At 36.1% G+C, this 12,775-nt stretch carries 8 protein-coding genes; 5 read left to right on the top strand and 3 right to left on the bottom strand.

The annotated features are described in order from the left end of the window. Positions 1–4 precede the first annotated feature (4 nt). Positions 5–454 carry a nucleoside deaminase gene (locus DFQ08_RS00510; protein ID WP_114307847.1) on the bottom strand — a complete coding sequence of 150 codons (450 nt, stop codon included), beginning with the start codon at positions 452–454 and terminating at the stop codon, positions 5–7. A gap of 192 nt (positions 455–646) precedes the next feature. Here DFQ08_RS00510 and DFQ08_RS00515 point away from each other — a divergent pair, with 192 nt between their 5' ends. After that, the gene (locus DFQ08_RS00515) at positions 647–2,428 is read left to right on the top strand and encodes a 1-deoxy-D-xylulose-5-phosphate synthase (protein WP_114307848.1); all 1,782 of its coding nucleotides are present in this window, start codon (positions 647–649) and stop codon (positions 2,426–2,428) included. 249 nt (positions 2,429–2,677) lie between these two features. On the opposite strand, the gene DFQ08_RS00520 is transcribed toward DFQ08_RS00515, so the two are convergent. Next, positions 2,678–4,018, bottom strand: coding sequence for a deoxyguanosinetriphosphate triphosphohydrolase (locus DFQ08_RS00520; RefSeq protein WP_114307849.1), 1,341 nt, complete (start codon positions 4,016–4,018; stop codon positions 2,678–2,680). Between the two features lie 174 nt (positions 4,019–4,192). On the opposite strand from DFQ08_RS00520, the gene DFQ08_RS00525 reads away from it, so the two are divergent. Both DFQ08_RS00525 and DFQ08_RS00530 read left to right on the top strand, forming a co-directional pair. Next, positions 4,193–5,419: a hypothetical protein gene (locus tag DFQ08_RS00525; RefSeq protein ID WP_114307850.1), complete on the top strand. Its 1,227-nt coding sequence runs from the start codon at positions 4,193–4,195 to the stop codon at positions 5,417–5,419. 76 nt (positions 5,420–5,495) lie between these two features. After that, the gene (locus DFQ08_RS00530) at positions 5,496–8,321 is read left to right on the top strand and encodes a TonB-dependent receptor (protein WP_114307851.1); all 2,826 of its coding nucleotides are present in this window, start codon (positions 5,496–5,498) and stop codon (positions 8,319–8,321) included. A 70-nt stretch (positions 8,322–8,391) separates the two neighbouring features. On the opposite strand, the gene DFQ08_RS00535 is transcribed toward DFQ08_RS00530, so the two are convergent. Continuing rightward, entirely contained in the window at positions 8,392–8,748 is a 357-nt protein-coding gene (locus DFQ08_RS00535; protein ID WP_114307852.1) for a toxin-antitoxin system YwqK family antitoxin, read from the bottom strand. 398 nt (positions 8,749–9,146) lie between these two features. Between DFQ08_RS00535 and DFQ08_RS00540 the strand changes: the two genes are divergently transcribed. Both DFQ08_RS00540 and DFQ08_RS00545 read left to right on the top strand, forming a co-directional pair. Beyond that, complete coding sequence (locus DFQ08_RS00540) at positions 9,147–10,352, top strand: porin (protein ID WP_114307853.1); 1,206 nt, start codon at positions 9,147–9,149, stop codon at positions 10,350–10,352. Positions 10,353–10,431: 79 nt separating this feature from the next. Continuing rightward, positions 10,432–12,714, top strand: coding sequence for an inorganic phosphate transporter (locus DFQ08_RS00545; RefSeq protein WP_114307854.1), 2,283 nt, complete (start codon positions 10,432–10,434; stop codon positions 12,712–12,714). The last annotated feature ends 61 nt before the right edge of the window (positions 12,715–12,775 follow it).

The following is a 12,775-nucleotide window of genomic DNA, read 5'->3' on the forward strand; positions in this document are numbered from 1 at the left end:
CTTCTTAATTCAAATTTCGTTTTTCAATAAAAAAGCGTTTCATCAATGCGGATGCTTCTTCAGCTAAAACCCCACCGACCACTTCTGTTTTAGGATGCAGTTGCGTACCCATGGTGTTAAAACCTCGCTGCACATCAGAGGCCCCATAAACCACTTTAGATATTTGACTCCAATACAAGGCCCCAGCACACATTTGGCAAGGCTCTAGTGTTACGTATAAGGTGCAATTCAGCAAATACTTTCCGCCTAAAAAATTGGCTGCCGAGGTAATGGCTTGCATTTCGGCATGCGCGGTAACATCATTTAATAATTCCGTAAGGTTATGCGTACGGGCTATAACCCGATCTTTAACTACAATTATGGCGCCAACAGGAATTTCCCCTTTTTCATAAGCCAGCTCCGCTTCTTGAAGTGCTTTTTTCATAAAATAAGTATCGTCAAATGGATTAATCATGCTTGTATGGCTTAGGTTTTTGTTAGATTGAATGGTCTCACATTTCAACCTCAACGCTGTAGGACTTTAAATTTATACGTTTCATAATTCCTGAAACCTTATCGGTATAAAATCGGAATCATGAATATATTGTAAAAATACGATTCTAATTGAATTAAAAAATACAATTGCATATAGTACATTTGTAAACGGATGAAAAAACTTTTAGACCATATTAATCTTCCCGAAGATTTACGCCAACTCCCTGCAGAAGACTTAAGGCAACTTGCCCAAGAGTTACGCCAATTTATAATTCATATTGTAGCCACTAAAGAAGGCCATTTAGGTGCAAGTTTAGGTGTTGTAGAACTTACTATTGCCCTACACTATGTTTTTAATACGCCTGAAGATTTGTTAATTTGGGATGTTGGGCACCAAGCTTATGGTCATAAAATATTAACAGGACGAAGAGATACTTTTGAAACCAATAGGCAATTTAAAGGCTTAAGCGGATTTCCTAAACGCAGTGAAAGTCCATTTGATGCTTTTGGTGTTGGTCACTCTTCAACTTCAATCTCTGCTGCCTTAGGAATGGCGATCGCTTCAAAAATTAAAGGCGAAGACAAACAACACATTGCGGTTATTGGTGATGCCTCTATTGCAAGTGGTATGGCCTTTGAAGGACTGAACCACGCCGGAGTTACAGATGCCAATTTACTGGTTATTTTAAACGATAATGCTATTGGTATAGATCCCAGTGTAGGCGCGCTGAAACAATATCTTACCAATGTTAAAAAAGGTACTGAGAGGCAAGATAATATCTTTGAAGCCTTAAACTTCAATTATTCCGGACCTATTGATGGTCATGATTTACCCTTATTAATTAAGGAGTTAAAACGTTTAAAAACCGTAAAAGGACCAAAATTTTTACACGTTATCACCACTAAAGGGAAAGGCTTAAGACAAGCCGAACTCGATCAGATAAAGTACCATGCTCCCGGAAAGTTTGATGCCTTAACCGGCGATCTTCCCATTAAATCAAAGAAAAAAATTCCACCTAAATTTCAGGATGTCTTTGGTGAAACCATCGTGGAATTGGCAGAAAACAATAAAAAAATTGTGGGGATTACTCCAGCAATGCCAACAGGAAGCTCTTTAAAATACATGATGGAAGCCCTTCCAGAACGTGCTTTTGATGTGGGCATCGCAGAGCAACATGCCGTAACTTTAGCTGCAGGTATGGCTACCCAAGGCTTAATTCCGTTTTGTAATATCTATTCAACGTTTTTACAACGGGCTTATGATCAAATTATTCATGATGTTGCCTTGCAAAACCTACCGGTTGTATTCTGTTTAGATCGTGCTGGATTAGTGGGAGAAGATGGTGCCACACATCATGGTGTGTTTGATTTGGCCTATCTAAATTGTATTCCTAATCTCGTAATTTTCGCACCAAGAGACGCCATTGCACTTAGAAACATAATGTATACGGTACAGTTAGGTATTGATTTCCCAATCGCCATTCGCTACCCGAGAGGTCGTGGACATTTACTAGATTGGAAAAAACCATTTGAACCTATTGAAATAGGTCGTGCTGTTCCGCTTAAAACAGGAGATAAAATTGCCATACTTTCTATAGGAACTATGGCCAAGACCGTTGAAGAGGCTATTATAAACCATCCCGACGAGGCCGCAATTAGTCATTACGACATGCAATTTGTTAAGCCTTTAGATCAGACCTTATTGCATGATGTCTTTACAAACCATAAAGCCGTTATTACAATTGAAGAAGGCACACTTAACGGTGGTTTGGGGAGTTCTATTCTCACTTTTGCCAATACTCATCATTACAAGCTTCCTATTAAAACCTTGGGAATTGAGGATGCCTTTATTGAGCATGGCACCGTGAGCCAATTGTTGGCCTTACAAGAATTAGATGTTACTGCAGTTCAGAAAACAATAAATGACCTAATGTTGAAATTGAACAACGGCTAAGTCTGCATCGTTTTCTACATGTTGTAATTCTGTACCCTCATAATGAGGCACTGTTTCTTTTGGCGTAGAAATGTCGTCTAATAAGAGCAAACAGGTAATGACAACAACAAAGATTACCAGTCCTCCGAGTATATTATTTTCCATCTGTAATAAGTTAAATGATTGATTTTGTAGTAAAAGAAAACAATATCTCGTTAAAAAACAAAATTATTCGATGAAATACACCACACTAAATCCCTTAAGGTCAGATTATAAAATCTGACCTTGTAACTTTTTATGCAATAACATGGCGTTTGTATCCGAAAGTTTTGAGATGTAGAGACATACCGCTAATAGGTTGTCATAAAGAGAATCGGTATTAAGCTGCACAATCTCTGGCAATGTACTGAGCAATAGCTTATCGTAATTAGAGAGCTTTCCGAGGTAATAGTGATAAGCCATTTTACCAAATGCTTCTAATAATTGATTGAGAATCTTATAGCCTGCAATCTCCTTATTAATAACGTCTTTAGAGCGGTAAACATTATTTATACTAATATTAATGATATCCTTAATTTGGGCTTTATACTGACTCACATCAAGCAAAGCGGTTTCAAACTTTCCTTCTAAAATCGCTTCTTCATGGGCCATAAATAAGGTTGCCGCTTCATCAATAAGGCGTCCAATCGCTAAGGCCCGTAAATAACTTATACGGTCTTGCGTAGTTTTAAGGGTGTTATAATTCTCCGTTTTTATACTGCCACGCACCAAATTAATAAGGTACTCTAAGGCGTATTCTTCTTGAATTAATCCAAGGTTAATACCATCTTCAAAATCAATAATCGTATAACAGATATCATCTGCAGCCTCTACCAAGAAGGCTAAAGGGTGTCTTTGAAAACTTAAATAATCGTCATGTCGTTTAATTAAGCCTAGGTCCGTAGCAATATCATTAAACATGTGTTTTTCACTTTGAAAAAAGCCATATTTCTTATCCACAATATGGTTACTCGGTTTTTTAGGCAAAGATTCTTTAGGGTACTTCATAAAAGCGCCCAATGTGGCATAGCTTAATCTAAGACCGCCTTCTCTCCCAACTCTACTCTCGGTTAAGATCTTAAATCCGTTAGCATTACCTTCAAAATCACAGAGGTCTTGATATTCTTTTGCCGTTAGTTGCGCTTTAAACTCAGCGCCATGACCTTCTCTAAAATAGGCGCCAATAGCTTTTTCTCCAGAATGTCCAAAAGGAGGGTTCCCAATATCATGAGCCAAAGCTGCTGCGGCTACAATAGCCCCAAAGTCATTCATTTTATAACCATGAACACTTTCTAGATGCGGATGTTTTTGTAAAAGCAATTGCCCTACGCGTCTTCCTAGAGAGCGCCCTACGACACTCACTTCTAAACTGTGGGTTAAACGGGTGTGGACAAAATCGGTTTTAGACAAGGGTACCACCTGGGTTTTGTCTTGTAAACCTCTAAATTCAGAAGAAAATATAATCCGATCATAATCCACTTCAAACCCCAAGCGGGTCTCATCTTGTTCCTTTCTTAATCTCTTATTCGTATCGCCAAAGCGCTTTAAGGATAGTAATTGTTCCCAGTTCATACCTATATATTAAAGAAGGCAAGATAGCATTTTCAATGTTAAATTAATGTTTCCTAAATGATAAAACAACGGTCTTAAGGTAACCTTTTTATCACCAAGGCTTAACCATGAGGTAACAGACTTTTTCGGCTTTCGCAGTTTCTTTGCGGCATAACAATTAATGAACAAAACAAAATGAAAACAATTAAAAATTTATCTTTCTTATTTGCATTTTCACTATTAGCATTTAACTGTAGTAGTGATGATGACAACGGTACAACTACTGGTGGTGGAGTTGATAACGAATTAGTTCAAAAATCTGGAATTATCACAGCAGATGAAACATGGTCTTCTAGCAACATTTATCAATTAAATGGAAAAGTGGTTGTTAATGACGGTGTAACTTTAACTATTGAAGCAGGAACTATTATTAAAGGTGCAGAAGGACAAGAGTCTTTAGCGTCTGCTTTAGTTGTGGATCAAGGTGGTAAAATAATGGCTGAAGGAACGTCTTCAAACCCTATCATTATGACCTCTGTTTTAGATAATATTACTTACGGTGAAACTGCTGGTACCAACTTAAACCAAAATGATGTTGGATTATGGGGTGGTTTAATCATCTTAGGACGTGCACCTATCTCTGTTAGTGGTGATGTTGAAACAGCACAGATTGAAGGAATTCCTGCAACTGAGCCTTACGGTCAGTACGGAGGAACTGATGCTGATGATAACTCTGGGGTTTACAAATACATTTCTGTAAGACATGGTGGTATTACTATAGGATCTGATAACGAAATTAACGGTGTTACCTTTGGTGGTGTTGGTGCTGGTACTACAGTAGAGAACATCGAGGTTGTTTCTAACCAAGATGATGGATTTGAGTGGTTCGGTGGAACTGTGAATGCTACAAATTTAATTACATGGTCTCATGGTGATGACGGTTTAGATGCTGATCAAGCTTGGTCTGGTTCTGTAACTAACGCTGTAGTGGTTCAAGGTGTTGAGTCTGGAAGTGCTCTAGAATTAGACGGACCTGAAGGATCTGCTGCTACAGAAGCGGGTTACACAATGAGCAACATTACTTTAATTGGTAACGCTTCTAACTCTAGTTACATAGCAGATTGTAGAGATGGTTTAATTGCCAACTTAAATAACATTTTAGCTTACAATTTTAGCGCTGATGCTACTGTAAGAATTAGTGGAGAAGATTCTCAAACTGAATTCACTGCTGGTCGCTTAGCATTCTCTAATTGGGAAGTTGTTTTACCAACAGGTGTTGCATTAGCAGATCTTATTGAAGCAGACGCTAACGCAGAAAACTTTACAAATAACGTATCAGCGATCACAGCTACTGAAGCATCAACTGGTGCAAACACTTCAGTATTTGGATGGACTTACGCAGCGTCTCAAAACGCCTTCTAAATTAACAAACATAATTTTTCAAAATGTCCGAAAATCACTTTCGGACATTTTGTATATTTTAAAATAATACCCTAAAATGCTTAAATCTGTATCTCTTTTTTTTTCAATTCTTTTATCTCTTTCATTCGTATCGGCACAAGAGACCGGAACGTTAACGGGTAAAATTTTTGATGGTGAATTTAACGATGTGCTTCCTTTTGCTAATGTTGTAGTTCAAAACTCCTCAACTGGTACCACGACCGACTTTGATGGTGTCTATAAATTAACCCTAGATGTCGGAACCTACACCTTAGTGTATTCTTTTGTGGGTTATGAAACAAAAGCGATTTCTGAAGTCACTATTGAAGCTAATAATGTTGTTGAAGTTAATGTAACTTTAAACCCCTCTTCTGCAGCTTTAAGTGAAGTGGTAATTACCACCTCTGCTCGAAGAAACACAGAAGAATCGGTGCTTAACCTGCAACGTAATTCGGCTGTACTTTTAGATGGTCTTTCTATTGAAAGCATCAAAAAATCAGGGGCAAGTGATATTGCTTCTGCGATTAAAAGTGTACCTGGTGTATCTGTACAAAACGGAAAGTTTGTATACGTTAGAGGTTTAGGAGACCGTTACACCAAATCTATTTTAAATGGGATGGATATTCCTGGACTTGACCCTGACAAAAACACGGTTCAGATGGATATTTTCCCTACCAATATTTTAGAAAACATAATTGTTATAAAATCAGGATCTGCAGATTTACCAGCAGATTTTACAGGAGGTGTTGTAGATATCATTACTAAGGATTTCCCTTCAAGAAAAACGATGAGCTTCTCAGTCTCTACGACCTACAACCCTGATATGAGCTTTAACTCTAACTACGTAACTTACGATGGTAGCGGTACTGACTTTTTAGGTTTTGACAGTGGTACTCGAGAATTACCAGTAACCCCTACAACAGATATTCCAAACCCAGCTTCTGCTAATAACAGCAGCTTAGAAGGGATTACCCGTTCTTTCAATAGAACTTTAGCGACAGAACGTGGCACCAGTAGTCCAGATTTTAGCTTAGGGTTTAATTACGGTAATCAATTTGATTTGGGTGAAAATCGTTTAGGTTTAATTGCCTCTATTAACTACAAAAACGAAACTAAATTTTATGAAGGTTTTGAAAATGGGGTGTATCAAAAAAATGAAGATCGTTCTATAAACGCCTTAAGATTTGACCGTAGACAAACCGGTGATTTAGGTGAAAATAACGTTTTATTAAGTGGTTTAGTAGGTTTATCTTATAAAACGGATAACTCTAAATATAACTTCAATGTTTTACACATTCAAAATGGAGAAAGTAGAGCGGCCTTATTTACACAAAACACAGAAATCTCTAACGATATTGATGTTAACAAAGACAATTTAGAATACACACAACGTTCATTAACTAATTTCTTAATTGGAGGTCAGCACAACGATATTGAAAATGATTTCATTACAGAATGGAAAATTTCTCCAAGCTTTAGTCGTGTATATGATAAAGATGTACGCTTAACGACTTTTATTATAAACAATGATGGCTCTACAAGTATCAGTTCTGATGCAGGTTTCCCACAACGTTTATGGAGAGACTTAGAAGAGTTTAACGGAACAGGTAAGGTAGATTTCACTAAAAAATACGAATTATTTAGCAAGCCTGCAGCCCTTAAATTTGGTGCTTTAGCAAGTTATAAAAAACGTAATTACGATATCTATAAGTATGAAGTTGCTTTTAGAAGTGTAAACACAACAACTTTTAACGGTGATCCGAATGCGATTTTAGATCCTAACAATATTTGGACACCTGATACCAATTCAGGGTCTTATATTCGTGGTAATTTTGAACCGGCCAACTCTTACGAATCTGTACAAAATACAGCGGCAGCTTATGTTTCTAATGAGTTTAAGATTACTGAAAAACTGAAATCTATTGTTGGACTTAGAGCTGAATATTTTACAACCTTATTTACAGGTCAAAACAATTCAGGTTCTGAAATCTATGATAATGAAAAAACTATTGAAGAATTAGATTTATTCCCTTCTGCAAACTTTATTTATGAAGCCAATGAAAAATCTAACATACGTTTATCTTACTTCCGTACGGTAGCACGACCAAGTTTTAAGGAGTCTTCAGTAGTACAAATCCCAGATTTATTAACAGGAATAACCTTCTTAGGAAATATTGACTTACAACCCTCTTACATTAACAACTTTGATGCGAGATACGAATTCTTTGGTGAGAAAGCACAAATGTTTGCCGTTAGTGGATTTTACAAACAATTCAAAGACCCTATTGAGTTAGTGGCCTTTTCTTTTGTTGCACCAAATCAGTTTACCCCGAGAAACTCACCAGAAGCAAAAGTATATGGTTTAGAGTTTGAAGGTCGAAAAAACTTTGGTTTTATCTCAGAGTCTTTAACCGATTTAAGTTTAAATGTGAACATCTCAATTATTGAATCTGAGATTGAAATGGCTAAGGGCGAAGGTCAAGAATACGAATCTAGACAACAGTTTGCTAGAGATGGGGAAACTATAGACGATACTAGAGAGTTACAAGGTCAGTCTCCGTACTTAGTTAACGTAGGTTTAAACTACAACAATACCGCTTCAGGTTTTGAAACTGGAATCTTTTATAATGTTCAAGGAAAAACCTTACAAGTTGTAGGATTTGGTCAGAATCCGGATGTATACACACAATCATTTAACAGCTTAAACTTTAATCTTTCTAAAACTTTTGGAGAAGACAACAGATCTAAAATCAGCTTAAAGATTAGCAATATTCTTAACGACGAAAGATTAAGTCAGTATGAATCTTTTGGTGATACCACGGCAAACTTTTCAGTAAGAAACCCTGGAACATCGTTTAGCTTAGGCTACAGCATGAAGCTATAAGCTATAGTTACTGAAAACAAAAAAGAGCTGTAATACGTATTACAGCTCTTTTTTTATATATAATGTTTACTTAGTTCCTAGATACCAAAGTACGATCATTAGACCATTCTACAACTTGAACAATTCGGTTGTTTTTATAATCTACTTCTTTTAAAACATCACCTTCCCAAAAGAACCATTTCCCTACTTTTTTTCCTGCTTCATAAGTTGCTGAAGCTAGTTTGTTACCTTCAGAATCAAAACTGGTCCATTCTCCTTGTAATTTACCATTTTTATCAAACGCACCTGTTTGCTGAATTTCTCCATTATCATGGTAATACGTAGCAACAATACCATTATCGTTCTTCTCTAATTTAGGTTGTATTTTTTCTTGTGCAAACGTAAACCCTACACACAGCATTACGATCATTGTTACTATCTTTTTCATACAATTGGGGTTTTAATTAATAATTACTATACGAATATAACATAAAATTTACATTTAAACAACATTTACGTAACATTAAGTTAACATTAAACCCCTAAAACACTTGTGTACAGATTCTTACATATTACAAAACCGCTTAATTTAAACTTAATAATTACATAATGTTAGCATTACACACCTAAAACCTTTAATTGCCATATTTGTAACGTGTTATTATAACACTTTAAGCATTTCATAGGTATTATTAGTTTTTGTCGACTTAATAAATATGAATTTTAATAAGGCTGCTTTTTTCTAAAGCGGCCTTTTTTCTTGCAACAGATATCGTAATAATAAGAAAACATTCTGTTAACATTAGACTTAGTAATTTTGCTCCCGACAAAAACTAATGACTAATAATGAAATTATCATTCTCTACGATTGCTATGGTACTCATAGTAATGTCTACTCTTGGTGCTCAAGAAATTAGCGATACCTCTTTTGGTAAGGGTCTAATTAACTTTACGGCTAAAGACAGCTCTTTTAGTATAAAATTCGCCCCACGTTTTCAAGTCCGTTCTATTTCATCATGGGATTACGACAGCGATCAGTACGGAAGTCCAGAACACAATTTTATTGTTCGCCGAGCACGTTTAAAATTTGATGGGTTTGCGTATTCACCTCAACTCCGTTATAAATTAGAATTAGGCTTATCTAATCGCGATATTTCAGGCGCCAACGACTATAATAGAAATACACCACGTTATATTTTAGACGCTGTAGCCATGTGGAATTTTACAGGGAATTGGGAGCTTTGGGCCGGACAAACAAAACTTCCTGGTAACGTAGAACGTGTCATTTCTTCTGCCAACCTTCAATTTATAAACCGTTCCTTATTAAATAGCAGTTTTAATTTAGATCGCGATATCGGTATTCAGTTAAGACACAAAACAGCCATCGGTAAAACCCTAGTAATGCGCGAAAAATTTGCAATTTCACAAGGTGAAGGCCGTAATGTTACGGAAGGTAATGAAGGCGGTTTACAATATACAGCCCGATTAGAAATCTTACCATTTGGAATGTTTAAATCTAAAGGCGACTACAGCCAATCTGATTTAAAACGTGAAGAAAATCCAAAATTAATGCTTGGCTTTACCTACAACTACAACCAAGATGCCGTTAGAGAACGTGGTTTTGCTGGAGATTATATGTTAAGAGCTGACGGAACCCTTTATGAAACCGACCAAACTACCCTATTTGCAGATGCTATGTTTAAGTACCGCGGATTTTCGTTTATGGGCGAATATGCCAAACGTACTGCTGAAGACGAAATAGCCACAGAAGCAGATTCCATGACACCAACAGGAGCTCTTGTGCTTACCGGAAGTGCTGTAAATTTACAAGCCGGGTATTTACTAAAAAGTAATTATGAGATAGCCCTGCGTTTTACCACCTTAGACTATGAAGAGGTTACAGGAACTTTACCCGAAGAACAGTATACCCTTGGAGCGTCTAAATACATTGTAGGCCACAAACTAAAAATACAGTCAGATCTTAGCTATACCACTGAAGATAAGAACCAAGATAATATTACCTTTAGGCTTGGTTTTGATATTCACTTTTAAACTTAAAAAATATAACAATTACATAACCTTATTCTGAAATTCTAATCAGATATTTGCAAACTTATTTTAATTAAAAATTATGGATAATATTTATTTATTAATGTTAATTGCCATTACCGTTTTAGCGATTGCTGATATTGTAGTTGGTGTTAGTAATGATGCTATTAACTTTTTAAACTCGGCTATTGGATCTAAAGCAATATCATTAAGATCAATTATGATCATTGCCAGTTTAGGAATCTTTATTGGTGCCGTCTTCTCTAGCGGAATGATGGAAGTTGCAAGAAAAGGTATTTTTGTACCCGCACAATTTGAGTTCGGTGAAATTATGCTCATTTTCATGGCCGTAATGATTACAGATATCTTATTGCTAGATTTCTTTAACACCCTTGGTTTACCAACCTCTACAACGGTTTCTATTGTATTCAACTTATTGGGTGCTGCTGTTGTGATGTCACTTATAAAAATTAGCCAATCTGAAACAGAAACCTTTGCAGATCTAGGAAAATACATTGCTACAGATACCGCGTTAACGATTATTAGTGGTATTCTACTGTCGGTGATTATTGCTTTCACGGTCGGTGCCTTAGTACAATGGGTTTCTCGATTGATTTTCACCTTTAACTTTGAAAAAAAATTAAAGCACTTCGGAATTGTTTTTGCCGGTGTAGCTTTAACCGCTATTACATACTTTATTTTCTTAAAAGGTTTAAAAGGAACACCTTATTATAAAGAATTGAAGAGTGTTTTAGAAGGAAACGAAGCCTATATTATTCTAGGTAGCTTTGTCTTTTGGACTTTATTTTCTTTTGGTTTTGAAAAGCTCACTAAAAAGACCTCTTTACTAGCCGTTATTGCGGTAGGAACATTTGGTTTAGCATTAGCCTTCTCTGGTAACGATTTAGTAAACTTTATCGGGGTACCAATGGCAGCTTACCACTCTTATGAAGCATGGATTGCTGGCGGAATGGATGTTGGTATGTCTATGTCTGTATTAGAGAAAAAAGTACCGGCTGAACCTTATTTATTATTCATTGCAGGAGCCATCATGGTCTTAACCTTATGGTTTTCTAAAAAAGCAAAATCTGTTGCAGAAACAGAATTAAGCTTATCGCGTCAAGGCGATACGCACGATAAATTTGAGCCTAACCGTCTCTCTAGAGCTATTGTAAAAGGATCTTCACAATTATCTAGTTATTTTGGTGTCTTAGTTCCTAAATCATTCCAGGTAAAAATTAATAATAGTTTTGATAAGCCTGCCTCTAATATGACCAAAGATCAAAGTATGGATGCCCCTGCTTTTGATATGATTAGAGCTTCTGTTAACTTAATGGTTGCCGGTGTTCTTATTGCTATTGCAACCTCATTTAAATTGCCATTATCTACAACTTATGTGACCTTTATGGTGGCCATGGGTACCTCTTTAGCCGATAGAGCTTGGGGTAGAGAAAGTGCTGTATACAGAGTTGCCGGAGTATTAAATGTTATTGGTGGATGGTTTGGTACCGCATTAGGAGCCTTTTTAGCTGCTGGTATCGTGGTGTTCTTAATCAACTGGAATCCATCAGTAATGATTCCTATTTTATTATTAATTACAGCATTATTACTTTACAGAAACTATGTTTCGCATAAAAAATCATCAAACAAGACCGCCGAAGAAGACAGTCTTAAAGAGACTGGAAGTAGCTCTGTACAAGGTGTTATTTTAGAAAGTGCAGATAACATTTCTAACGTGGTAAAACGTGGAAACAAAATCTACACAAATGCGGTGAACGGATTAGCAAAACAAGACTTATCCTTATTAAAAAAGAATAAAAAACAAGTCGATAAGTTAGCTAAGGAAGTTGATAGTCTTAGAGATAACATCTTCTATTTTATTAAAAATTTAGATGAAACAAGTCTTCGTGCAAGTAGTTTCTATATTAACATCTTAGGATACTTAGAAGATATGACGCAGTCTTTAGAATACATTTCTAAGGTGAGCCATAAGCATATTAACAACAACCATAAGAAACTTAAATTTAGCCAGATTAAAGAATTAAAAGAAATTGATACGGCCTTAGAAATTCTATTTAACGATACTAAATCGGCCTTTAATTCACATTCTTTTGAGCAAATTGGTGTTATCATTAATCGTAAGAAGGAAGTATTAGACCTTGTTACCGACAAGATTGTAAAACAAGTAGCTAGAACACGAACTGAAGAGTCGAGTCCTAAAAATACCACCTTGTATTTTGGATTACTCTTAGAAACTAAAGATTTATTAGTTGCTACTATGAATCTTTTAGAAGAGTATTACAATGCTCATGACAGCTCTGTAGAGCCTGCAACTTTAGCTGCTGACAAGCAAGAAGTGGAGTAAAACTTACATTTCAATTTAGAGTGCTCTAAATAAGCATCTTAATATAAAAAGCCCTATTTTT

The organism is Winogradskyella arenosi (genome assembly GCF_003337305.1).
Taxonomy (GTDB): Bacteria; Bacteroidota; Bacteroidia; order Flavobacteriales; family Flavobacteriaceae; genus Winogradskyella; species Winogradskyella arenosi.

Excerpts from the sequence above, each read along its gene's own strand:
- DFQ08_RS00510 (WP_114307847.1), bottom strand. The coding sequence starts at position 454 with ATGATTAATCCATTTGACGATACTTATTTTATGAAAAAAGCACTTCAA.
- DFQ08_RS00515 (WP_114307848.1), top strand. The coding sequence starts at position 647 with ATGAAAAAACTTTTAGACCATATTAATCTTCCCGAAGATTTACGCCAA.
- DFQ08_RS00520 (WP_114307849.1), bottom strand. The coding sequence starts at position 4,018 with ATGAACTGGGAACAATTACTATCCTTAAAGCGCTTTGGCGATACGAAT.
- DFQ08_RS00525 (WP_114307850.1), top strand. The coding sequence starts at position 4,193 with ATGAAAACAATTAAAAATTTATCTTTCTTATTTGCATTTTCACTATTA.
- DFQ08_RS00530 (WP_114307851.1), top strand. The coding sequence starts at position 5,496 with ATGCTTAAATCTGTATCTCTTTTTTTTTCAATTCTTTTATCTCTTTCA.
- DFQ08_RS00535 (WP_114307852.1), bottom strand. The coding sequence starts at position 8,748 with ATGAAAAAGATAGTAACAATGATCGTAATGCTGTGTGTAGGGTTTACG.
- DFQ08_RS00540 (WP_114307853.1), top strand. The coding sequence starts at position 9,147 with ATGAAATTATCATTCTCTACGATTGCTATGGTACTCATAGTAATGTCT.
- DFQ08_RS00545 (WP_114307854.1), top strand. The coding sequence starts at position 10,432 with ATGGATAATATTTATTTATTAATGTTAATTGCCATTACCGTTTTAGCG.